Raw genomic sequence first — 24,762 nt, 5'->3', positions numbered from 1 at the left:
ATAAGTATTTTATTTGGCTTCTTATGTTATTTTCTCCGGGTGTTGATCAAACACAAGGAAAAAATCATGCGCCAGATAAGACAAATGGTAAAACAAAAATAAAATGGACAAAAAACGAACCACCAGTTCTTTCAGGGCAATGAGCACGGAAAGAAAACTCGAGTCGATCTTCCTTTTCGTAACAGGCCGATGCAACGCCAAATGCGCGATGTGTTTCTATGCCCAAGAAATGGATAAGAAGCAACCCGACCTCACTTTCGATGAAATCAAGAAGATATCAGAAACCGCCGGGCAATTCAACCGATTATGGATATCCGGAGGTGAGCCTACCCTGCGTGAGGATCTACCGGAAATATTGGAGTTATTCTACAAAAACAACCATATCAAAGATGTGAACATCCCTACGAACGGCTTAAAACCAGACCGGATCGTCGAATGGGTAAAACGGTTCCGCCAGAACTGCCCGGATTGTAATATTAACGTAAGCCTTTCCTTGGATGGTTTCGGTACGACCCACGATACACAGAGAGGCGTACAGGGAAACTTCTATAAGGCACTGGAAACCCTGCGTAAGATACAGGAGAATTTCGGAGACGACGGCAAGGTCCTGAAAAATATAGCAACCGTTATCACGAAATACAATATAGACCAGGTAGAAGACTTCATGACTTGGGTATACGGACGTTTCCGTACCTCCACACATACGATTGAGGCCGCCAGAGGCATGACCCGTGACGATGGCGTGAAAATCCTAACCGAGTCAACGCTACGCAAAATACAAGATGACATATCCCCTATCTATTCAGCTTATGCGGATCGGATGGTAGCGGATACCACCGGCTTAAGGAGACCGATCACACGCTTCTTCTATCTCGGCCTTATACGTACCTTATATAATGTGCGTGCCAGCAACATAGATCACCCGACCCCTTGGGGGATGGATTGTACGGCCGGAGAGACTACCTTGGTAATCGACTACGACGGACGTTTTCGTGCCTGCGAGTTACGGGAACCGCTCGGAAATATAAAAGAGTATGGTTGCGATATAAGTAAAGTGATGAATAGCGAAGCGATGAAACTGGAAATAGCCGCTATCGGACATGGGTATAAAGCCAACTGTTGGTGTACGCACGGCTGCTGGATCACCTCATCCGTCATTTTCAATCCACGTAAGATGATTCGCTCCGTATATAAAGGATACCGGGAAACGAAACGATTGAATCATCCCTTAGCCATCAATGAGCAGAAACTACAAACGATGGAAGCCAAATACCATCTGGACATCGAGCGTTTGCGTCAACTGAATATCCGGTAAACAAGACCCTCATAGCCCATAAATAAACGTAGCATGAAAATACTATTAGTAACCAGAGGCTCACAAGGCGACGTCCTTCCTTATTTGGCCATAGCGGCCGAATTGGAAAGACGCGGTCATGAGGTGACCATCAATCTCCCTCAAATATTCGAGGAGACCGTTAAACCCTACGGATTTAAATACGTATTGCAACAGTTTGACGATATCGGCGGCATGATCGATAGCGCAGCGCAAAACTCACATAAATTCCGGCCATTCCTTAAATGGATGCGGAACGTGATCGATAAACAGTTCGATCAATTGATTCCCCTACTAAAAGAGCATGATATTTTAGTATCGACCAACTCGGAATTTGCTGTCGCAAGTATCGCCGAGTATTGCAAGAAACCCTTGATACGTACCGCCTACGCCCCGTTCTTGCCGGGTAAGAAGATTCCCCCGGCCGTATTGCCATTTCCCAAACCCAACCCGATCATCACTCCCGCTATCCTATGGAAGTTGATGAACCGGATGACCAATTTCATGGTCAAAGACACGATCAATAAGAACCGGGCTAAATACGGACTCGCTCCGATCCGCAATTTTGGCTATCACGCGGGAGAGCGTTCATATAATTACTTGCTTTTCAGCCAGCACCTAGGAAACGTAGATCCGGACTGGACGTTCGAATGGTCGATCGGAGGCTATTGCTTCAATGACACTTTTCAATATGATGAGAAGGCTTACGAGGAAATGATATCATTCGTCGACAGCGCTCAAAGCCCTATTATCTTTTTTACCCTCGGGAGTTGTAGTTCCAAGGATGGTAACCGTTTCAGCAAAGCCTTGGTCGATATTTGCAAGAAACATGATTATCGGCTCATCATCGGTTCCGGTTGGGCAAAGACAGGAATCACCTTACAAGCGGATAAACATTTATTCTTAATGAAGCAGCCGGTTCCGCATAATTTGATATTCCCGCACTGCGACGGCGTTATCCATCATGGAGGTTGCGGCACGACCCATAGCGTAGGAAGGGCGGGAAAGCCCCAATTAATCACTCCGTTGATTATCGATCAACCCTATTGGTCCTATCGAATCCACCAATTAGGGTTAGGGCCGGAAGGGGTTAAGATAGCGAAAGCGAGCGAGCAGGAGATCGAACGCAAGGTTTGTGATCTGGTCACCAATCCGCTTTATAAGAAAAATGCCGCTCATATAGGCGAGATGATCCAAAAAGAGGGAGGTATAAAGAATATATGCGACTCTATCGAAAGATTTCAATGAGGCATAAGTTCCTATTAGATTTTATTACATGTTACAAAACACAATTTAGCACTTAATCTATTGACAAATAGCGGTAACTCCGTATATTTGCATCGTGGTTTTTTCATAATAGTATTAGATTTAAGGTTAACAAAGTTTGGTTAGGGCTTGTCGTGAGACAGGCTTTAATTGTTTTATGAGGTCTGCTTCCCGCAAAGCCCTTCGATTACATCAGAATAATCCGATGCGTCAATAAAGTCGATATCTTGTCCTTTAAGACCTTCCCATTAATCGGTTTCGCCGTATAGGCATCAAATCCACTTTTAATAATCCGCTGCTCATCTTGGGCGAAAGCGTAAGCCGTCACCGCAATTATAGGTACGTTGGAAGAAACCTTACGAATCTCTGCGGTAGCCTCATATCCATCCATGACCGGCATCTTTATATCCATCAAGATCAATTGCGGTTTGTGCTGATGAAATAGCTCTACAGCCTCCTTTCCATTCCATGCATGAATCAATTTATATTCAGGTTTCAATATAGACTCAAACAGGCGATAATTACTGGAATTATCCTCAGCGATCAAGATCGTAACCTCACTTCGGGCGATCTTCTCCAAAGTAACAGGCTTCTGCTCTTCATTAGGCAATAATTCTTTCTTCGGCTGAAAAGGCAATGTAAACCAGAACCTAGAGCCTTTCCCTTCCACGGAATCAACCCCTATCGTTCCTTTCATCTGGGTAACAATCATCTCACAGATGCTTAAACCCAATCCTGTTCCTTGAGCGAAAGTATTCAGTTTCACAAAACGTCCGAAAATATCTTTCCGTTTATTCTCCGGGATTCCGCAGCCCGTATCCTCTACATAGAACCACAACGTATTATCATCCCGCAGTTTATAGCCAAATGAGATCAATCCTGCCTGCGTAAATTTCATGGCATTGTTCAACAGATTGATCATCAGTTGGGACAGACGATTTCGATCCGTATAAATCACGCAAGGCTCCAGATAATCCTTAAATGAGATCTGTACATCCGGATTCTTATTCTTCAAATGAGCCGATTGCTCCAAATCCCTCAATACAGCGTTAATATCCACATAGTCATAAGTAAACTCCAAGGTACCCGCCTCAATCTTTGACAAATCCAAGATATCGTTTATCAACTGCAACAATAGGGAATTATTATTCTCGATAATATCAGCGAATTCCTTCTTATCCTCAAGGTTATCGGTCGAGGCGAGGATATTAGAGAAACCTACGATCGCATTCAACGGTGTACGTATCTCATGGCTCATATTAGCTAAAAACGCTGATTTCAATTTATTCGACTCCTCCGCCTTATCCCTAGCCATTCGAAGGTCATGTTCCAATTGCTTACGCTCGGTAATAGATATCGTAGACCCGATCAACGCTTTCGGTTTACCGGAAGCATCATATTCAGCCATTACCTGTATCTCCTCCCACTCATGGCGATCTTCTCCCGGAATCAACCGCTCCAGACAATATTCTTTTCGTACTTTCTTTATTTTCCCATTACACAAATCATCGAAAGCCTTTTCCACGCAAGCCCTGAAAGACGGGTGTATCTTGCTGAAATATTCCTTCAACGAAACCTCATGGGTATGCACCTCTGCAGTCTCTATATTATCTCCCGGATGTACTTTCGACTCATAGATAATCTTCCCTTCAGCCAGATTATATCGCCACGGTAAAAGATCTGCCGCCTCTAACGCCATAGCCAGCTTATGATTCATGGCTTTCAAATGCGTCTGGAATTTATGGATATCCGTAATATCAATAAAAAACGCATCAACCACATTCTCTTCCGAGGTAGGCATGATGATAATCGTATAGTAAAGCCCTGTCGGCTCAAAATAATACTCACAAGTAAAGGATTTCCCACTCTCCAGAACTGTAGGCACAGCCGATAGAAGCAAAGGATAACTTCCCCCAATTAAATTAGCGATCTCTTTTCCATGCTTATTTACCACGAAATCTTTAGGAGCGATTTTTTCCTCGAAAGCATGGTTTACATCCAAAACCTGCACATCGATTTGCGTACCTTCCCGAATCAGCCGCTGCCGTATATAAGGCAATGGCATATTATTAAATAAATCACGGTAACGGGATAATAGCCTCAACTCCACTTCCTTCATCTTTTGCTTAGAACGATACACGTAATGCCACGCTAAAAACACGACTACCAGAAAGAAAATCAGAAAGCCTAACAGCGGCATCCAATATTTTTCTAAAAAAGAGGGAGGCGCATTCAAATAGATCGCATCATGTGGGAAATTATCTTCATTAGACATCGCGCTCATCAGCGAAACATAATTCAAGTATTTATGAGGATCATCCACCGTTGAAACCGGGATCTTGCCCATATCTTCACCGTTATAAACTTGCTGTAGCAAGGGAATTAGAGCAGTCTCAATCGTTTTAGCGCTATTATAATATCCACCAATCGTATATCCTTCTTCCACGCCCATATCATATAAAGAAAAAACAGGATGCCTAGAAATACCGTTTATACCTTGATATAAAGTACTATATAATAACGAGTGATTCAAGAAAGGCTTCTCGGTAATCCACGAATAATACATCACGGCTGTCGCTCGATGCGGATCTTTCTCCGACAGAACCGCCAATAAACTATCCATGGAGCAAGAACCCTCCGTATAAAAATCCACTTTCCCCTCAGGGAAAGAAGTTTCCATATGTTTCTCCATCTCATCCCGAAGCCATGTGGAAACATAACGTCTGTCGGATATGAAAATCAGACGTCTCAAACCCGGGATTAATTCCTTAACCAAGTCGATCGAACCTTTAACATAATAAGGGATAACCAATCCCGTAGCGTTATACCCCTTAACCGCCTCTTGTAAAGGAATCACCCTATCAGAGGAATGCCTCTGATTAAAATAGCATTCATCTTCTGCCATTTCACCCGTTTCCGAACAGACCAGAGTGGGAATATCCCCCCATTTCTCCCGGATCTTATCCCGCATAAAAGCCCATCCATTTACGCCTAAGTAGATAATTCCATCCGGCTTCTTCTTATTAACTTCAAAGAAGGCCTCTTGCTTCTCTTTTAATTTCTCTGGCGTATCAACCAACATCACGCTCATATGATCTATCCGGAGGGTGTACTCCTCCGGGGTAGCGAACTTCGAGATCATGTTTAATAAATTACCAGACCAACGTTCGCCATCCACATATGAATTTATCACCAATACATACGATTCCTCCTTGACCGGATATGAAGAACTCCCATAAGCCGGAGTCGGCATACCGGCTATCAAGCATAAAATCAATCCAAAATAAAGTATTATTGCCTTTAAATTTATAATATTTCGTATCATTCCCTACATTCCTCTATTGCAGTTGTAAAGACAAAGATATTCCTTAATTATCAACTAATCTTATCAAACTCATTTTTTTATCAAGTTTTGGTGTCAAATTCACGTTTCTTACAAACTAAAGGCTTTTTTAATCGGGTTTATTCGGTTATTTACCGATACTCGTATAGAAATCAGCGGTATTTACTTGTGTATAGAATGACGAACCCGTACATTTGATAAAAAACAAAAAAATGGAACTTATGGATATGAAAGATTATGACATCGATTTTAAAGAGAAGAGGACAAACGGGTATCTGATCGCTACCTTATTTATCATTGTCGGTATATTATTTTTACTGCGGAATCTAGGAATGATAGATCCATCCTTATTTGACTTGCTTGTATCTTGGCCGATGCTGCTTGTCGTGTCGGGCATCTTTACGATTTTCCACCGTAATCCGGTAGGAGGTATGCTCCTCGTAGGCGTGGGAGTCTATTTCCTTTTCCCGCAGTTAAATTGGATCACGAACGATTTTTTACGTGTATATTGGCCGTTAGGATTAATCCTGTTAGGATTGGTCATCATGCTGAAGCGGAAAGATTCTATCCGCACGAAAAAGCATAAACGTCCCTTTAACCATCCCCCTTTCGGGCACAGAAAGCCTAACGATGAGATCAACTACGAGACAGATAACGGTTTCGTATCGGTTGACACCACTTTCAACTCGGTAAGGCACATCGTACTGGACCCCGTATTCAAGGGGGCGGACATAGACGTATCTTTCGGCAACGTGATCCTCGATCTTAAAAAAACAACATTAGAGGCTGATGAAACCATCATAAACATAGATAGCTCCTTCAGCGGCGTAGTAATATATGTCCCTAAAGGATGGCTGGTTCGTCTAAAGGTTGATTCCTTCTTGGCTGGATGCCAAGACATGAGGGACCTGACAGAAACAACCGACATGACGCACACGTTGTATATATGTGGAGACTTGTCGTTCAGCGGCCTTGAACTAAGAGACTAAACTCATCATGCAAGAACATCCTATTACAACATCCATATTACATAAAGGGCTGGGAAGCCTATTATTATTTTTAGCCATAGCGATCCAATGCGCATTATTAACTCTTTATGGCGATCTTCCGTTGAGCATCACTTTGGTCGATAGCTTACTTTCCATCGCATTGTTCGCCGTAGCGGGATATTATCTTTGGTATGTACAATGTACGTTACATATCATGCAAGCACGAGTGGCTTTCGCCGTACTCGTACAAATCGCTTGCATAGCCGGATGCTCGATCTTGCTACAAATATTCGGATTGGAAGATTGGGAGGAATTCTCGATCACGATTCCTTTTCGATTCCTGTTCGGCCTAATGGCATGGATCATTCTATCCCAATGGTATGCCAGCCGGGAAAGAAAGAGTGAGGCGGAGCTTATCGTGAGACAAATGGAGGAAAAGACGGCACCTCCCCCGGCTACCGTTCCGGAGGAGATTCTAGATCGTATATCCGTAAAAGACGGGACACGTATTCATATCATCCCGATAAAAGAGATATTCTATTTGCAAGCATGTGGCGACTATGTGACCTTATTCACCACTTCCGGTCAGCACGTAAAGGAGCAAACCATGAAGTATTTCGAGCGAAGCCTTCCTTCTCCGGAGTTCGTTCGTATACATCGCTCTTATATCGTTAATACGGAACAGATATTGCGAGTAGAACTATTCGGAAAAGAAACCTATCAAGTACGATTAAAGGATGGAACCTATCTTCGTGCCAGTAGCGCTGGCTATAAGCTACTCAAAGAACGTCTTTCCCTTTAGCAGTCCTATAAAAGGGACCTAATCATCGTTAAAATTAGAAGATTTTGATTGTAATATATAGAGTTTTGTGTTGTGTAACACTTTTTGGCAAGCATCGATATGTTACTTAACATATATTAGTTGCAAAAGACTTGACAAATGGTCTTGACGAACGTATCTTTGCATCGTGGTTTTTTCATAATAGTATTAGATTTAAGGTTAACAAAGTTTGGTTAGGGCTTGTCGTGAGACAGGCTTTAATTGTTTATAGGGGATTTGCTTCCCTAGATTTACATATAACTATAAAAAAACGGCCACCCCTAAAAAGAGGCGGCCGTAATTATACCATAAGATAGGATTTCTATTCCTCAACAATACCTACGACTTCCATCTCAAAAATCATCGTAGTGCAAGGTTTTACAACAACAGCCCCGGTATTAGGATTCTTATATCCCGCTTCTCCATATCCAAGTTGCGAGGGAACCCAAATCTCCCATTTATCACCGGGATGCATATTCTGTAAAGCCGTGGCAAAGCCATCAGTCATCTTGTACACTTCCATCACCGCAGGCTCTCCAGCCTCGAAAGAACGATCATCAAAAACTTCACCATTTATAAAAGAGCCTTTATAATAACATTCCACCTTGCTCGTATAATAAATCGGCTCCTTACTCTCCCCAGTCTTCAAGACCTTGTAAAGGATAAATCCGGCATTACTTTGAGAACTCAATTGCTCGAAACCCGGAACCAGCATCTGGGCTTGAAAAGCCTCCTCATTCTGGACCTTCCAAACCTCATCCACCTCTAGTGCCTCATCATCATCCCCACAAGAGGTGATCATGAGCACGCAAAACAACATCAACGCGATATGCCAGTACTTCTTCATTCGTTTACTCTATTACCTTTTTCAATAAATTCTTCATGCTCACCTTCTCCGTGATAATATCGTGAAGCTTATCGATGCTTACGCGCTCTTGCTCCATCGTGTCACGGAAACGGATCGTTACGCAATTATCCTTCAAGGTGTCATGGTCTACCGTAATACAATACGGGGTACCGATCGCATCTTGACGGCGATAACGCTTACCAATAGAATCCTTCTCGTCGTATTGGCAACGGAAGTCGAAACGCAACATATTTATAATCTCCTCAGCTTTCTCGGGCAGGCCATCTTTCTTCACCAATGGCAATACGGCCAACTTGATCGGAGCCAAGGCTGCGGGCAACTTCAATACCACACGGCTCTCGCCATTCGCCAACGTCTCCTCGCAGTAAGAACCCGCCATGATGCTCAAGAACACACGGTCTACACCGATCGAGGTCTCGATTACATACGGAGTGTAACTCTGGTTCAACTCCGGATCGAAATATTGGATCTTTTTACCGGAAAACTTCTCATGCTGACTCAAGTCGAAGTTCGTACGGCTATGTATACCCTCCACTTCCTTAAATCCGAACGGCATCTCGAACTCGATATCCGTAGCCGCATTAGCGTAGTGAGCCAATTTCTCATGATCGTGATAGCGATACTTCTCATCGCCCAAACCTAGGGCTTGATGCCATTTCAAACGAGTAGACTTCCATTTCTTAAACCACTCGATCTCCTCACCCGGACGAACGAAGAATTGCATCTCCATTTGCTCGAACTCACGCATACGGAAGATAAACTGACGAGCCACGATCTCATTACGGAACGCCTTACCGATCTGGGCGATACCGAACGGGATCTTCATACGGCCAGTCTTCTGCACATTCAAGAAGTTCACGAAAATACCTTGGGCCGTCTCCGGACGAAGATAAACCTTCATCGCTCCATCAGCGGTAGAACCCATATCCGTAGAGAACATCAAGTTAAACTGGCGAACCTCCGTCCAGTTACGAGTTCCGGAAATCGGGCAAACGATCTCGCAATCCAAGATCAATTGGCGAAGATCCTCGAAGTTAGACTCGTTCATCGCCTTGCTATAACGCTCATGGATCTCATTCCATTTCGCTTGATGCTCCAATACACGAGGATTCGTCTCACGGAATTTAGCCTCATCGAAAGCGTCACCGAATTTCTTTGCGGCTTTCGCCACTTCCTTATTCATTTTCTCCTCGATCTTGCCCAAATGGTCTTCGATCAAAACGTCCGCACGGTAACGTTTCTTCGAGTCCTTGTTATCGATCAACGGATCATTAAAAGCGTCAACATGGCCGGAAGCTTTCCAGATAGTAGGGTGCATAAAAATAGCGGAATCAATACCCACCACATTCTCATGCAGCAAAGTCATGCTATCCCACCAATATTTCTTTATATTGTTCTTTAACTCAACACCATACTGGCCATAATCGTATACCGCTCCCAAACCGTCATAAATCTCTGAGGAGGGAAATACGAAACCATACTCCTTACAGTGTGAAACTAATTTCTTAAATACATCTTCTTGTGCCATAATCTAATAATTTGCCAATTTTGTTAATATGCCAATGTGCCAATGATAAGTCCATCGGAGACCCGCCTGAGTGGCACATTAGCACATGGTCTCCTTTATGAGGTTACAAAGTAAATGATTTTTTCCGTAACTATAGAAAGTTTTGTATATTTACGACGTAAATCATTAGTGTTTGCGCAAACAGTATAATTTAAACAAGATAATACCATGAAATCAGAAGAAATCTCACGCCGCTCGTTCCTTAAGCGAGCGCTAGCCTTATCGGCAGTATCGGCCATCCCGTCGTTCTGGACACCCGCCCACGGACGTGTTCTACCTACTTCCCCGCTAATCAGCGCTAATGACCGGGTAAACATCGCGTTCATCGGCATCGGACAACGAGGGGGCGAGATCGCCAAGGAATTGTATAACACAGGTCTGTGTAACGTGGTAGCTCTCTGCGACGTGGACATGGGAGCCCCTCACACGCAAGAGATTATCAACATGTTCCCGAAAGCGGCCCGTTTTCAAGACTTCCGCACGATGTTCGACCGGATGGCGGACAAGATCGATGCCGTAAGCGTAGGCGTGCCGGATCATTCCCACTTCCCGATCACGATCGAGGCGATGGCGCACGGCAAACATGTATATGTAGAGAAACCGATGGCCCGCACGTTCCAAGAAATAGAGATCATGATGCGTGGAGCGAAGAAATACGGCGTTGTCACCCAAATGGGTAACCAAGGACATTCCGAGGCGAACTATTTCCAATTCAAGGCATGGAAAGAGGCCGGTATTATCAAGGATGTTACCGCCATTACCGCCCATATGAATAATCCGCGTCGCTGGCACGGATGGAACCCGAATATTAGGCATATGCCTATGGGAGAACCGGTTCCCGAGACGATGGATTGGGACACATGGATCGGCGTAGCTCAATATCATGATTACAACCATGACTACCATTTGGGACAATGGCGTTGTTGGTACGACTTCGGAATGGGTGTCTTAGGAGACTGGGGAGCGCATATTTTGGATACGGCACATGAATTCCTAGATTTAGGATTGCCTACAGAAATAAATCCGCTTTATTTGAAAGACCATAACCCGTTCTTCTTCCCGATGTCATCCACCCTTCTGTTTAAATTCCCGGAAAGAGGGAATATGCCGGCCGTGGATATCACTTGGTACGATGGACTGGACAATATCCCCTCCGTCCCGGAAGGTTACGGTGTTTCCGAACTTGACCCGAATATCCCGACCGTAGCCGGCGGCAAGATACAACCGGCGAAGTTGAACCCGGGCAAGGAAATCTACTCGAAAGAATTAACCTTCAAGGGTGGTTCTCATGGAAGTACCTTATCTATCATCCCGGATGAGAAAGCGAAAGAGATGGAATCCCGCTTACCGGAAGTGCCGAAAAGCCCTTCAAACCATTTCGCGAACTTCCTGCTAAGTTGTATGGGTAAGGATAAAACCCGCTCACCGTTCTCTATCGCCGGCCCATTAAGTCAAGTATTCTGTCTCGGTGTATTAAGCCAGCGCTTGAACCGCAAGCTCGTCTTCGATCGTGACACGAAACAGATCACGAACGATCCGGAAGCGAATAAGATGCTATGTGGAGTACCGCCTCGCAAAGGATGGGAACAATATTATACCATTTAATTGAAACATGGAGAATTGAAAGTTATTCGCTCATCGCTTTAACTTTCAATTCTCTCATATAGTTTATAAGCCTATTTGCTACAACATCTACAACTATCCCTGCAATCATCTGGCCTTAGGATATTTAGTTCATGGTGGTAGATAAAAAACATCTACAATTATCTGGCTCTATCTACCACTATTTACTGCCATTTACCACTTTTCCTTCACCTAACACAACGATCCTCTACACTCACCATATAGCATTATCCAATCTCCTTTCAACATATATAAAATATTAGCATCTAGTTATTTGTAGTTTTTCAGACTAAAAAACAAAAGTTTAATAAGCGGAAAACTTTTGTTTCTCTATAGGGAAACTAAAGTTTCCTCAGTATGAAACTTTTGTTACCTCTAAGAGAAACCCACTTTTGCTTTTAATCCCTACGCTACGCTCTGCATTTTTTGTTATATTTATGGCAAATATAGAAAACCATAAGAACTAAAAGAATTTTCAAATTACCGAAGGAAAAGTACAAGGAGTGAGAACAACTACGGAAGGGGTCTTATTGTATAAGGGTATTTCATGAAGACCGGAAATCCGAACGAACAAGGATTGGACGAATAGGCACCCTATACGAAGGAAAAAACATTCGTGATGACATTCCATATCGAATAAAGTCATCACGAACGCCTTCAAATATACTCATAGGACTCCGAGAAACTCGACTGGGAGCTAGAAGAAGCCAATTCTTCAGAGACTAATTGAAGCAGATTGCCATTCTGATCATAGGACTTCGTGATCCGACGAAGCTCTATGGATTCTTTTTCTGTCGGAAGGTCGGCATAAACCATGATCTCCATGTTCAATCCGTTCTCATTGCGGTACTCGCTATATCGGAAAACCTCGGACGTTTCGGGATCACGAATCGTTTCTTTTGTCAACAACCCTGTCTCATCGTACTCATAGTCCGTATAAGTAAGCTTCCGGCCGAGTTCGTCGTACTCAACTTTCCGTTCCAGAAGATTATTCTTATAAGAAAAGACTGTCACCTTGCTCTTGCCAATAACCGGATATTCAGTAATCTCCTTTATTTTCCGGCCTTGTTCATCATACTTATAATGAAGCGTAGACAAATTATGATACGTCTGATCTAGGTTTCTGTTGAAGTAAACTTCTTTAGACAAAAAACCCCACTCGTCATAAACATATTCAACGTAGCCAATCAAGTATCCTTCTCCATCCTCCGTATTCAATGGATGTAATACCTTGGAGATACGTCCCGACTCATCGTACACATATTCCTTCGCTAGACTCTGAGGAGAGGAAATACCCGCACCGTACCAAACTCGTGCCAATTTAGCTCCCTCCGGATAAACAACACTAGGACAAATCACCGGCTTAGCCTCATCTTGAAATGAGTCCTCGCTACACCCCAGAGTGCCCAGCAAGACAAAAAGCAGGATGATCCCACCTATCGGATTGATGATTCTCATAATATCTTATTTATTTAAGTTTCTATAAGTTATAGATGATCAAACAATCTCAAAAGCTGCATATCTATTAAAAAAAGACACCGAATATTCGTCAGATTCGTATCCTATGAGTGATTTGCTGTTAAAGCTTGAACTTATACCCAACCGTCAGACTCATCGTATTGTAATTGGCACCGACACTTCTTACCTCATACAGAGAGAAATTATCGCCATCGATCTTATAGTTACCGCCCTCATCACCTAGAGAGAGATCATATCCCAGATTCATCACCCAGTTATTCACCTCTATACCAAAAGAAGTTGTCAATCCCCAATCAAAAGAATTCACGTCTCGAAATGGATGATCGGCGTTTTCAGCCTCATCATATCCCGAATGGCCATAACCATAACTATACCCTAGGCCAGTAGATTTGACATATTTACCAAGCGCCTGCGGCTCCTTCGAATACCCCATCGTAAACGAAGATCCCCAATTCGTATCATTCTTGACAGATACACCGGCATACATACCGACCGCTAAATGCATACGTACCTCTTTCGACACTTTCCATGAGAAATCAGCCATCACGGGCAATTGCAAAAAATGTTGCGTGATACCACCGGTCATCATCTCTTTCAAGACATACGTGGCAGACTCCGTCGTTCTCGGATAATCTCCCAACGAATACCCTCTATTCGCATAATATAAACCGGATTTCAATCCAATCCATCCCGGTTCAAACTGGTAAGATACACCAACGCCTACCTTAACCCCCGCACGCCAGCTAGATCCCATTCCAACACGATTAACCGCAGCAAATCCACCCTCCGGAGTAATCCCCCAGCGTGATTGAGCGCTCACCACCAAGCCGCTCAAAGCGCATAACACAAATAAAATCAGCTTCTTCATATCATTATTCTTTTATATGTAAATATCAATTGTTATTGATAAGACAAAAGATTCTGAAAAACCCCTACTCCAACACCTAATTTTATAGTTACCTTATACCTAAAATAGCATATATCAATTTTTTTACTATATTTGTTACTCAATAAATTACATGGTCATGAAAACATTAAATGAAATCATAAGTATTCTCAAAGAATACAAAAAGACTATGTCTTCCCAATATGGTATAAAGCGATTGGGAGTATTTGGTTCCGTTGCCAGAGGAGAACAAACAGAATCAAGCGATTTGGATATCTGTGTCGAGATAGAAACTCCTAATTTCTATATTCTATGTGATATTCAAGAAGATTTGGAAAAATTGACCGGATATAAAATCGATCTACTACGTTTAAGACAAAACTTGAATGAATTGTTAATGAATAATATACGACGCGATGGAATATTTGCTTAACCAAGAAATACTGCAAATCCTTCATAGAGTTCAATCTACAATTGAAACGGTCTTACGCAGAAATAAACCGATCTTTTCCGTAAATGACTATCTGCTGAGTGAGTCCGGCATGGAAAAGCTAGATGCCGCTTGTATGTTAATACAGACCATCGGTGAAAACCTAAAATCCATTGATAATAAGACCCATGGAACACTATTTTCTAAATACCCACAAATACCTTGGCGAAATATTTTTAGAATGCGCGATTATATCTCTCATCATTATGATGGTGTCGATGCCGAAATCGTTTTTGATGTCATTAAAGATAAACTACCCCCATTATTAGTTACAGTCAGCCAAATTATCAAAGAAATAGAATAGAATTTGCTATATTTACACCCTGTTAGCAATTTGGCGTAATAGCGTTGTGTAGAAAGAACTGGATTTTATGAGACCGGAAGATAAAGAAGACGATTATATCGAGGATAAGGAAAACGAGGAAATTGAGGATATAAATAGTGATACCCAAGATAACGAGACTACGGAGGAAGAGGCGAATACCCATTCCGACTATAAAGTCCCGGGGAAAGGGGATACACGTGTCACGACCTATCATTTGTCTGGGATGTACCAAAACTGGTTCCTAGACTACGCTTCTTATGTGATCTTGGAACGGGCCGTTCCGCATATCAACGATGGACTGAAACCCGTACAACGACGTATCCTGCACTCCATGAGGAGGTTGGATGACGGGCGGTATAACAAGGTCGCGAATATCGTAGGTCATACGATGCAGTTCCACCCTCACGGAGACGCCTCTATCGGAGATGCCTTGGTGCAATTGGGACAAAAGGATCTGTTGATCGATTGCCAAGGAAACTGGGGTAATATCCTGACGGGAGACGGAGCCGCCGCTCCTCGTTATATAGAGGCTCGCCTTTCCAAGTTTGCCTTGGAGACCGTATTCAATCCCAAGACAACCCTTTGGCAGCTTTCTTACGACGGACGTAATAAGGAACCGGTTACCTTACCGGTAAAATTCCCTTTATTGCTGGCACAGGGCGTGGAAGGTATCGCCGTAGGCCTGTCTTCCAAGATACTCCCTCATAATTTCAATGAGTTATTAGATGCTTCCATCGCCTATCTACGGGGAGAGGAATTCGCGTTATACCCGGATTTCCAGACAGGAGGCTCTATCGACATAGCCAAATATAATGATGGAGAACGGGGTGGATCGGTGAAAGTCCGTGCAAAAATCGGCAAGCTCGATAATAAGACATTGGTGATCTCGGAGATCCCGTATGGAAAAACAACCTCTACCGTGATCGAGTCCATCCTAAAAGCGAACGATAAAGGAAAGATCAAGATCAAGAAGGTAGACGATAATACCGCCAAGGATGTAGAGATCTTGGTGCATCTCGCTCCGGGGGTCTCTTCAGACAAGACCATCGATGCCTTATACGCCTTTACGGATTGTGAGATCAGTATCTCCCCGAACTGTTGCGTGATCAAGGAGGACAAGCCGCATTTCCTTACGGTCAGCGATGTGCTTCGCCACTCTACGGATCGTACGCTGGAGCTTTTACGGGAAGAGCTCAAGATCCAGAAACAAGAGCAAGAGGAGGCCCTGTTCTTCGCCTCCCTTGAAAAGATATTTATCGAGGAACGTATTTATAAAGACCCGGAATTCGAGAACGCCAAGAACATGGACGAGGCGATATCCCATATCGACCTTCGTTTAGAGCCGTTCAAGCCCCGATTTATCCGTGAGGTTACCCGGGACGATATACTGAAACTCATGGAGATCAAGATGGGACGTATCTTAAAGTTCAACTCCGACAAGAGTAACGAGTTCATTGCCCAGACCTTGGAACAAATCGCCAAGATCAACGATAAGCTGGAACATATCGTCGACTATACCATCGATTGGTTTACCATGCTGAAAGAGAAATACGGCAAGGCTTACCCTCGCCATACCGTGATACGCAATTTCGACACGATCGAGGCGACCAAGGTCGTAGAGGCGAACGAGAAATTGTATATCAACCGTCAAGAAGGTTTCATCGGCATGGGACTGAAAAAGGACGAGTTCATATGTAACTGCTCGGATATAGACGATGTCATTATCTTCTATCGCAACGGTACTTATAAGATCGTCAAGGTAGCGGATAAGATCTTTATCGGTAAGGATATTCTATATGTCAACGTATTTAAGCGTAACGACAACCGGACGATTTACAACGTCATATACCGGGACGGTAAGTTCGGATATAATTACATCAAACGCTTCGCCGTCACAGGCGCTACACGCGATCGGGAATACGACCTGACCAAAGGTACGGAAAACTCCCGTGTCCTTTACTTCAGCGCAAACCCGAACGGAGAGGCGGAGACCGTCAAGGTAATCCTGAAACCCAAACCCCGGCAGAAACTACTCGTCTTCGAAAAGAACTTCAGCGAGATAGCCATTAAGGGACGGGGTTCTCAAGGTAATATCCTGACGAAAGCGGAAGTGCACAAGATCAGCCTCAAGCAGAAAGGCTCTTCCACCTTGGGAGGCCGGGAAGTATGGTTCGACTGGGACGTACTCCGGTTAAATTACGATGGGCGGGGAGAAGAGCTAGGCGAGTTCCATAGCAACGATCAGATATTGGTGATCCTGCCGAACGGCGATTTCTACGTCACGAATTTTGACCTTAGCAATCACTACGAGTCCAATATCATGGTCATCGAGAAATACCAGCCGAGCAAGATATGGACTGCCGTATTATACGACGCGGATCAGAAATATTATTATATCAAACGATTCCTGCTGGAGGTAAACACCCGGAAGCAGAATTTCCTAGGAGAGAATCCGAAGAACCGCTTGATGTTGCTTACGGATGAGGTCTATCCTCGTATCGAGGTGATCTTCGGAGGCCACGACGCCTTCCGGGAGGCTCTCGTCCTCGATGCCGACGAATTTATCGCGGTGAAAGGCTTCAAAGCCAAAGGTAAACGAATCTCTACATTTGAGGTCGAGACAATCAATGAGCTGGAACCGAATCGCTTCGTCCCTTCCGAAAACGCATCGGAATCAGACGATACCGAAGGCAATGAGGAGGGAAACGACACTGACGACGGGCAGAGTACCACGGATATTATCGATGAAATTACGGGACAGATGAAATTGTTTGACGAATAACCTATGAAAACTATCACCTGTTTGATTGGTTTGTTCCTGCTGTTTCTCGCGTCACCGGCCAAGGCCCAGTCCGATGGAGACGAGATCCCTTGGTCTATCAACAGCGGAACCATGGTCGGTATAGGAAGCTACAACCTAATGGACACCTATTTATCTCCCAGCATGGAAGATAAGAAATATACAGGCCCCGGATTACGGGTAATGAATGAACGGATGAAGAGGGTCCGACTGGCAAACTATCGGGTATCCAGACAGCAAATCATAAGCGTCGATCTGGCTAGCACGGATAATGCTGCCTCTACCGCTACGGATTTCGCGGGCTTTATCGATTATACGTTGGGTTACCATTATCATTTGCCCACGGTATTGCCGGATTTAAAGCTTCTGGCGGGTGGTGCCGTGCATGGCATGGGTGGTTTTATATACAATACCCGCAACGGAAATAACCCGGCCTCGGCGAAAGCGGATATCGATTTGAACATCTCTGCCATGGCGATCTATAAGTTATGCGTCAAGGAATATCCTATGACGCTGCGCTACCAGTTCACGATCCCCTTCGCCGGTGTTTTATTCTCCCCCCATTACGGGCAATCGTATTACGAGATCTTCAACCTAGGGAATGCTTCGGGAGTGGTGCAATTCAATTCCTTCCATAATAAATTCGCCATGAAGAACTTTTTCACGGTCGATTTCCCGGTTTGTAATTTTACGATACGGGCAGGTTACCTAAACAGCTCTTACCGTACGGATATCAATGGGATACAGTCTCATATAATCTCTCACTCTTTTATGATCGGCCTCGTGAAAGAATTCATCTCTTTCGGAGGAAAACGCCTAAAGAATACCCAGCGGTTCAGAAGCGCTTATTATTAAAAGGAAATCAAATGAAACGATACCTTATATATATATGTATATCTCTCGGATTCCTGTTTACCGGATGTGAGAAATCGGACGAATACGTGGCCTCCCCACAGGAGAACTTTGAGGCGCTTTGGAAAATATTGGATGAGAATTACTGCTTCTTCGAATACAAGGACATTGATTGGAACGAGGTTCACGACCGTTATAAGACGCAGATAAGCGATACGATGAACCAATACGTCCTATTTGACGTATTAGGCGATATGCTAAACGAGCTGAAAGACGGGCATACCAATTTGATATCCACCTTCAATATGTCCCGCTATTGGGATTGGTACCTCGATTATCCGGATAATTTCGACTCAGACATACAAGAGAATTATCTCGGAAGGGACTACTCGATCGCCGGAGGACTTAAATACACGACATTGAGTGACGGTCAGATCGGGTATATTTACTACGGTAGCTTTTCCAGTTCGGCCGGTGAAAGCGGCTTGGATCACATATTCTATCAATTCAAGGATTGCAAAGGTTTGATCTTCGATATCCGGGATAATGGCGGTGGCATGTTATCAAACGCCGATCGCATCGCTTCTCGTTTCTTGGAGGAAAAGATACTGACCGGCTATATCCAACATAAGACGGGTAAAGGGCACGATGACTTTTCCGAACCTTATCCCCTTTATCTCTCACCTTCCGAGCGTATCCGCTGGTTACGTCCTGTCGTGGTCTTAACGAATCGTCATTGCTACAGCGCCGCCAACGATTTCGTGCAGAAAGTACGCATGATGCCTTATGTAACGACGATGGGAGATCGCACCGGAGGCGGTAGTGGTTTCCCCTTCAACTCCGAGTTGCCCAACGGCTGGGGTGTCCGTTTCTCCGCGTCTCCCATGCTGGATGTAAACAAACAGCATACGGAATTCGGTATCGATCCTACATATAAGGTTTCTATGACCCAAGAAGATATCGAGAAAGGTAAAGATACGATTATCGAGGCGGCGATCACCCACCTCTTGTCCGAGACCGAGAAGAAATAAGGTTTCGCTAAAAAAACAACGCAAATATTTGCAAGTTTATAAAAAAGCATTACCTTTGCACACGATTCCAATGCGGCTGTGGTGTAATTGGTAGCCACGTCAGACTTAGGATCTGATGCTTCACGGCGTGGGGGTTCGAGTCCCTTCAGCCGCACAAATCCAGAAATCCTTGTAAGTTCGCTTACAAGGATTTTTTAGTATGGATAAACCTCCTCCATATATACAAGCACTGTGCAGATCAAGGATTACAAACAACATCCAAATTGTTAATTTTAGAAGATTTTGTGCCTATTCTGTATAGTTTCAAATTCAAAAACATTTTTTATACCGGGCAGGCATGTTGTTTAACACAAGTTATACTCAAAACCCTTGACAAAGGGGCTTTACAAGCTTATCTTTGCATTGTGGTTTTTTCATAATAGTATTAGATTTAAGGTTAACAAAGTTTGGTTAGGGCTTGTCGTGAGACAGGCTTTAATTATTTATAGGGGTTTCATTCGTTTATAGATGCTTCCCGGCATCGATTTTATCTTTCCATCCAATTCCAACTCAAAGAGCAGAGAAGATAATTGATGTACCGGAAGATTCAAGGCTACGGACAATTCATTGATATGAGATTCCTTTTGCGTCTCCAAGAACGACAAGATCCGTTCGCTCTCCTCGTTCTCCGGAAACAATAATTGGGTTTGGACCGGTAACGCGTCTGTCTTTTGAGCGACATCCCAACGCATCGCCATGATTAAATCGTCAGCGCAAGTGATCAAGCCTCCTTTATTCTGCCGGATTAAGCCATTACATCCCTTAGAGTTGATATCCGTTACCCGACCCGGAAAGGCATAGACATCCCGGCCATACGAGAAAGCGATATCCGCCGTGATCAAAGAGCCTCCTTTCTCCGCCGATTCAATAACGATCGTGGTATCCGCCAGACCGGCTACGATCCGGTTTCGCCGGATAAAGTTCTGCCGATCCGGATTCGTCCCGCTAGGGAAGTCGGTCAATAAACCTCCCCGCTCCAACATCTCGACCGCCGTAGAGCGATGCACGGGAGGATAGATACGATCCAAACCATGCGCCAATACGCCCACCGTGGGCAATTGGTTCTTCAACGCATTCCGATGAGCGCAAATATCGATGCCATACGCAAGTCCGCTAACGACCAATAGATCCGGGAAAATCACGGACAAATCCCGCAATAAACGCTCGGTCACTTCCTGCCCATAAGCGGAGGCCCTACGAGTACCCACAACGCTGATGATATGGGCGGCGTTTAAATCCGCCTTCCCCTTGAAATAAAATAAAACCGGAGCGTCTGGGCATTCCCGCAGACGTTCCGGATAATTCATATCTTTCAAGAAATAGATAGAGATACCGTTCTTTTGGGCAAAAGCCAATTCTTTCTCTGCCCGTAAAAGCACATCCGCCCGCTTAATCTCGGCGATAATCGAATCGCCGATACCCGGTATCTTCTCTAGCGACTGGCGCTTTTCCGTAAACACGGCCTCCGCATCTCCCAACGCTTCCAGAAGATGGCGGGCTAGGATATCTCCCACCCCATTAATCATAGTAAGGCCAATTTGGTAAATCTGTTTGTCTGTCATTTATGCTTGTTTTGATTCTATTCGCTTTAGCATCTCATCGAAATATTCTCCTCTGGTTAATTTGCCATTCTCTACGACAACGGATTCCACGACTCCTTTAGTAGCCAGCGCCCCATCGGATTCCCGGTAAATATCTTGCTCGAACACCAGTTTCACCCCTTTCTTATATACATTCAGGCAAGAAGTATACCGATCGCCGCTCCGCAAGGAGTTCTTGAACTGGATATCCACACGGGCCACAAAAGCATCGATGCCCTTCTCATGCATGGCGCCGAAGTTCTCACCCAACGACTCCAGAAACTCATGCCGGGTATGCTCCATATAATGCTGGTAATTGGAGTTATTCACCACGCCTTGCAAATCGCACTCATAATCGCGAACCTTGTCTGTCAGTTTAAAAATATATTCCTTCATTATTGTAGTTCTTTTTCGATTTGTACTTTCTCCATTTTATAAAGACGATCGGACGGGCGGATCTTCTCGGACATCTTTATCGAGAAGCGTTCCCCTTTCACGGTCTCCTCCACCGGTTTCAGGTCTACCCGGATCTCATCGACGGTCTGCATAACGGCTCCGGTCGTGGGACCCGTTACCAAGATCTCATCGCCTACTCTCAAGGAACCGGACTCCATCTCAAACTCGGCGACACCGATTCCGCTGAAGTATTTGATACCCCGTGCCACGTACACTTTCTTACGGGTAGCACCGGAGCCATATTTACTGCTCCATTCACCCAATCGTTGTCCCAGATAGTAGCCATCCCAGAAACCGCGATTAAAGACCCTGCGTAGACGCTCGTCCCAAACCGCTACCTTCTCCTCATCGAAGGTACCTTCGCAATAGGCCTTGACCGCCTCTTTATAACATTCGGTCACGAGACGCACATACTCCGGCCCGCGGGCACGCCCCTCCAGCTTGAACACACGTACGCCGGCATCCATCATCTTATTCATGAAATGAATCGTCTTCAAGTCTTTCGGCGACATGATATACTGATTCTCCACATCCAGCTCGATCTGGCTATCCTTGTCATGCACCGTATAGGCACGACGACAAATTTGCATGCAAGCCCCCCGATTGGCGGAAGCGTTCATCTCATGCAAACTCAAATAGCATTTACCGGACACGGCCATGCACAAAGCCCCGTGAGCGAACATCTCTATGCGGATCAATTCCCCTTTCGGGCCTTTGATCTGCTGCTTCACGATCTCCTGATAAATCTCATGCACCTGCTTTAAGTTCAACTCGCGAGCCAATACGACCACATCGGCGAAGCGGGCGTAAAACTTCAACGCCTCCACGTTCGAGATATTCAACTGCGTGGATAAGTGCACCTCTTGCCCGATGCTATTCGCGTAACTCATAGCGGCCACATCGGCGGCGATAATGGCGGAGACACCCGCATCCTTAGCGGCGTCTATGATCTCCCTCATCAACGGAAGATCCTCACCATAAATAACCGTATTAACCGTGAGATAACTCTTGATACCATGTTCCCCGCAAATAGCGACGATCTTACGCAAATCCTCCGTCGTGAAATTATTCGACGAGCGAGAACGCATATTCAATCCCTCGATACCGAAATAAATGGAGTCGGCCCCTCCTTGTATAGCAGCCATCAACGATTCATAGGAACCGACAGGCGCCATTATTTCAAAATCCTTCTCTTTCAAGGTTATATATTTTAATATTACGGTAGCAAAGGTACGAATAATATTTGAGAAGATTTCTTATAAGCACAAACCCTCCATCCCATCATGAAAGAATAGTTCCAGTTGGAGAAGCACAAGATCCTAAATAAAGCGGGGCAATCCGAGCTCTATCAATATATCATAAATGATCCGGATTATTAAAAACGCCTGTTCCATCCACCGATCATCTTACGAGATGTAAAAATTATTCCCCAAAAAGAAGTACTTTTGTAATCTCTATTTAGTTAGCAAACAGAAGGTATGAAGATTGGTTCAATAGATTTAGGGGAGCGTCCGGTATTCTTGGCGCCTATGGAGGACGTGACGGATATCTCGTTTCGTTTGATGTGCAAAAGCTTCGGGGCGGACATGGTATATACGGAGTTCGTATCGAGCGACGCGTTGATCCGCAGTGTGAACAAAACACAGCAAAAACTAAATGTCTCCGATGATGAGCGTCCGGTCGCTATCCAGATTTACGGTAAGGACGTAGCCTCGATGGTAGAGGCCGCACGTATTTGCGAGGAAGCTCGTCCGGATATTTTAGACATAAACTTTGGTTGCCCCGTAAAGAAAGTAGCAGGCAAGGGAGCCGGGGCCGGTATGCTACGCAATATCCCGTTGATGCTGGAAATCACGAAAGAAGTAGTGAAAGCCGTGAACATCCCCGTCACCGTGAAAACCCGTTTAGGATGGGATGCCGACAACCGTGTTATCGTGGATCTGGCCGAGCAACTACAGGATTGCGGTATCGCCGCCCTCTCCATCCACGGACGTACACGGGCGCAAATGTACACGGGCGAGGCGGATTGGACCTTGATCGGTGCCGTAAAAAATAACCCTCGCATGCAAATCCCTATCATCGGGAATGGCGACGTGACTTCCGCCGAGATATGCAAGCAGCGTTTCGAGGACTATGGCGTAGACGCCGTAATGATCGGTAGGGCTAGCATAGGCCGCCCTTGGATCTTCCGGGAGGTAAAACACTATCTTACGACCGGGGAATTATTGCCGCAAGAGCCTTTCTCTTGGTATCTGGATATCCTAAAAAAACAAGTGGAGCAAAGCGTGGAACGATTGGACGAACGTAGGGGAATCTTACATATTCGTCGTCATCTGGCAGCTACTCCGCTCTTCAAAGGTATTACCGATTTCAAGCAAACACGGATCGCCATGCTACGTGCGGAGACTGTTAGCGAATTATTCGAAATTATGAATAATATTCCTAAAAAGTACGGAATTTCAGAATAACAAGCTTGATATATATCAAATTGAAACCTATTTGCGATATTTTTACAATAAAATGTTACAAATACTATTGACGCATATTATAAAACCCTTTATATTTGCATCGAGTTTTTTTCATAGTATTTTAGATCTAAGGTTAACAAGTCTTTGCAAGGGGGGAATCGTGAGATTGTTTCATTGAGGAGCAAAAAAAGCCGCATCCATATTGGGACTAGCGGCTTTTTTGTTTTTCCGGACTCTATATCCTAAATCAAGAAACTTATCGTATCTTTGTCAATAGGTCACATTAAATATTTGGCACTATGAACCAGACTATTTATCCCATCGGTATACAGAACTTCGAGAAGATTCGATCAAGGATTATGATTCTCGCTTTGGTATCTATAAACTAGGATTTCCCAATTTAGAGGTAGAAGAAGGCTTTGTCAAATACCTGCTTCCTTTCTACACCAGTGTTAGCGCCCCTAAGACTCCTTTCGAAATCGGGCGTTTTGTCCGGGAGGTGGAATAAAAAAGCCTATGTTTTCGCACACACGCTATACATTATTCG

The 24,762-nt window shown here is 44.4% G+C and carries 19 protein-coding genes, 1 tRNA gene and 1 pseudogene; 13 read left to right on the top strand and 8 right to left on the bottom strand.

The window, feature by feature from the left end; translation table 11 throughout:
- Nucleotides 1-103: 103 nt before the first annotated feature.
- Together DWY79_RS17785 and DWY79_RS17780 are read left to right on the top strand one after the other, a co-directional pair.
- Entirely contained in the window at nucleotides 104-1,315 is a 1,212-nt protein-coding gene (locus tag DWY79_RS17785; protein WP_057326096.1) for a radical SAM protein, read from the top strand.
- 33 nt (nucleotides 1,316-1,348) lie between these two features.
- Nucleotides 1,349-2,581: a glycosyltransferase gene (locus DWY79_RS17780; RefSeq protein WP_036616340.1), complete on the top strand. Its 1,233-nt coding sequence runs from the start codon at nucleotides 1,349-1,351 to the stop codon at nucleotides 2,579-2,581.
- A gap of 205 nt (nucleotides 2,582-2,786) precedes the next feature.
- Here DWY79_RS17780 and DWY79_RS17775 read toward each other — a convergent pair whose 3' ends face one another.
- Entirely contained in the window at nucleotides 2,787-5,924 is a 3,138-nt protein-coding gene (locus tag DWY79_RS17775) for an ATP-binding protein (RefSeq protein WP_122369951.1), read from the bottom strand.
- A 239-nt stretch (nucleotides 5,925-6,163) separates the two neighbouring features.
- On the opposite strand from DWY79_RS17775, the gene DWY79_RS17770 reads away from it, so the two are divergent.
- Together DWY79_RS17770 and DWY79_RS17765 are read left to right on the top strand one after the other, a co-directional pair.
- Nucleotides 6,164-6,931: a LiaI-LiaF-like domain-containing protein gene (locus DWY79_RS17770; protein ID WP_034531861.1), complete on the top strand. Its 768-nt coding sequence runs from the start codon at nucleotides 6,164-6,166 to the stop codon at nucleotides 6,929-6,931.
- 7 nt (nucleotides 6,932-6,938) lie between these two features.
- Nucleotides 6,939-7,733: a LytTR family DNA-binding domain-containing protein gene (locus tag DWY79_RS17765; RefSeq protein WP_087344704.1), complete on the top strand. Its 795-nt coding sequence runs from the start codon at nucleotides 6,939-6,941 to the stop codon at nucleotides 7,731-7,733.
- 340 nt (nucleotides 7,734-8,073) lie between these two features.
- Here the strand turns inward: DWY79_RS17765 and DWY79_RS17760 are convergent, their stop codons facing one another.
- Together DWY79_RS17760 and DWY79_RS17755 are read right to left on the bottom strand one after the other, a co-directional pair.
- The gene (locus tag DWY79_RS17760) at nucleotides 8,074-8,598 is read right to left on the bottom strand and encodes an FKBP-type peptidyl-prolyl cis-trans isomerase (RefSeq protein WP_008773016.1); all 525 of its coding nucleotides are present in this window, start codon (nucleotides 8,596-8,598) and stop codon (nucleotides 8,074-8,076) included.
- Between the two features lie 4 nt (nucleotides 8,599-8,602).
- The gene (locus tag DWY79_RS17755) at nucleotides 8,603-10,147 is read right to left on the bottom strand and encodes a glycine--tRNA ligase (RefSeq protein WP_057326092.1); all 1,545 of its coding nucleotides are present in this window, start codon (nucleotides 10,145-10,147) and stop codon (nucleotides 8,603-8,605) included.
- 207 nt (nucleotides 10,148-10,354) lie between these two features.
- On the opposite strand from DWY79_RS17755, the gene DWY79_RS17750 reads away from it, so the two are divergent.
- Complete coding sequence (locus tag DWY79_RS17750) at nucleotides 10,355-11,791, top strand: Gfo/Idh/MocA family oxidoreductase (protein ID WP_121961186.1); 1,437 nt, start codon at nucleotides 10,355-10,357, stop codon at nucleotides 11,789-11,791.
- 675 nt (nucleotides 11,792-12,466) lie between these two features.
- On the opposite strand, the gene DWY79_RS23110 is transcribed toward DWY79_RS17750, so the two are convergent.
- Together DWY79_RS23110 and DWY79_RS17740 are read right to left on the bottom strand one after the other, a co-directional pair.
- Entirely contained in the window at nucleotides 12,467-13,267 is an 801-nt protein-coding gene (locus DWY79_RS23110) for a hypothetical protein (protein ID WP_233523663.1), read from the bottom strand.
- A 121-nt stretch (nucleotides 13,268-13,388) separates the two neighbouring features.
- Complete coding sequence (locus DWY79_RS17740) at nucleotides 13,389-14,156, bottom strand: porin family protein (protein WP_044545853.1); 768 nt, start codon at nucleotides 14,154-14,156, stop codon at nucleotides 13,389-13,391.
- A gap of 157 nt (nucleotides 14,157-14,313) precedes the next feature.
- On the opposite strand from DWY79_RS17740, the gene DWY79_RS17735 reads away from it, so the two are divergent.
- The 6 genes from DWY79_RS17735 to DWY79_RS17710 all read left to right on the top strand — a co-directional run bounded on the left by DWY79_RS17735 (nucleotide 14,314) and on the right by DWY79_RS17710 (nucleotide 19,826).
- Entirely contained in the window at nucleotides 14,314-14,607 is a 294-nt protein-coding gene (locus DWY79_RS17735; protein WP_048927214.1) for a nucleotidyltransferase family protein, read from the top strand.
- Nucleotides 14,591-14,968 (top strand): DUF86 domain-containing protein, encoded by a 378-nt coding sequence (locus DWY79_RS17730; protein ID WP_048927020.1) that lies wholly within the window; start codon nucleotides 14,591-14,593, stop codon nucleotides 14,966-14,968. Before DWY79_RS17735 ends, DWY79_RS17730 begins: the two co-directional genes overlap by 17 nt.
- A 67-nt stretch (nucleotides 14,969-15,035) precedes the next feature.
- Entirely contained in the window at nucleotides 15,036-17,771 is a 2,736-nt protein-coding gene (locus tag DWY79_RS17725; RefSeq protein ID WP_009016618.1) for a DNA gyrase/topoisomerase IV subunit A, read from the top strand.
- Between the two features lie 3 nt (nucleotides 17,772-17,774).
- Nucleotides 17,775-18,644 (top strand): DUF3316 domain-containing protein, encoded by an 870-nt coding sequence (locus tag DWY79_RS17720; RefSeq protein ID WP_122297303.1) that lies wholly within the window; start codon nucleotides 17,775-17,777, stop codon nucleotides 18,642-18,644.
- Between the two features lie 11 nt (nucleotides 18,645-18,655).
- The gene (locus DWY79_RS17715; protein ID WP_122268020.1) at nucleotides 18,656-19,672 is read left to right on the top strand and encodes a S41 family peptidase; all 1,017 of its coding nucleotides are present in this window, start codon (nucleotides 18,656-18,658) and stop codon (nucleotides 19,670-19,672) included.
- A 72-nt stretch (nucleotides 19,673-19,744) separates the two neighbouring features.
- Nucleotides 19,745-19,826 (top strand) — tRNA-Leu (locus DWY79_RS17710).
- A 328-nt stretch (nucleotides 19,827-20,154) separates the two neighbouring features.
- Here the strand turns inward: DWY79_RS17710 and dprA are convergent.
- The 3 genes from dprA to DWY79_RS17695 are packed head-to-tail and all read right to left on the bottom strand — an operon-like array spanning nucleotide 20,155 to nucleotide 22,946.
- On the bottom strand, nucleotides 20,155-21,273 hold the full coding sequence (dprA, locus tag DWY79_RS17705) for a DNA-processing protein DprA (RefSeq protein ID WP_122297302.1): 1,119 nt from the start codon (nucleotides 21,271-21,273) through the stop codon (nucleotides 20,155-20,157).
- A complete protein-coding gene (locus tag DWY79_RS17700) occupies nucleotides 21,274-21,687 on the bottom strand; it encodes a thioesterase family protein (protein WP_005860009.1) in 414 nt (137 codons plus the stop codon).
- Nucleotides 21,687-22,946: a peptidase U32 family protein gene (locus tag DWY79_RS17695; protein WP_172986694.1), complete on the bottom strand. Its 1,260-nt coding sequence runs from the start codon at nucleotides 22,944-22,946 to the stop codon at nucleotides 21,687-21,689. The genes DWY79_RS17700 and DWY79_RS17695 overlap by 1 nt, the downstream gene beginning before the upstream one ends.
- Before the next feature lie 279 nt (nucleotides 22,947-23,225).
- Here DWY79_RS17695 and dusB point away from each other — a divergent pair, with 279 nt between their 5' ends.
- Both dusB and DWY79_RS17680 read left to right on the top strand, forming a co-directional pair.
- Nucleotides 23,226-24,215 carry a tRNA dihydrouridine synthase DusB gene (gene dusB / locus DWY79_RS17685; RefSeq protein ID WP_122369949.1) on the top strand — a complete coding sequence of 330 codons (990 nt, stop codon included), beginning with the start codon at nucleotides 23,226-23,228 and terminating at the stop codon, nucleotides 24,213-24,215.
- Nucleotides 24,216-24,561: 346 nt separating this feature from the next.
- Nucleotides 24,562-24,717 (top strand): annotated as a pseudogene (locus DWY79_RS17680) (AAA family ATPase); the annotation flags it as partial.
- Nucleotides 24,718-24,762 lie beyond the last annotated feature (45 nt).

This window comes from Parabacteroides sp. AF27-14 (genome assembly GCF_003635425.1).
GTDB lineage: Bacteria > Bacteroidota > Bacteroidia > Bacteroidales > Tannerellaceae > Parabacteroides > Parabacteroides distasonis.
The sequence above is the reverse complement of the archived record's forward strand: the minus strand, read 5'-3'. Positions and strand labels throughout refer to the sequence as shown.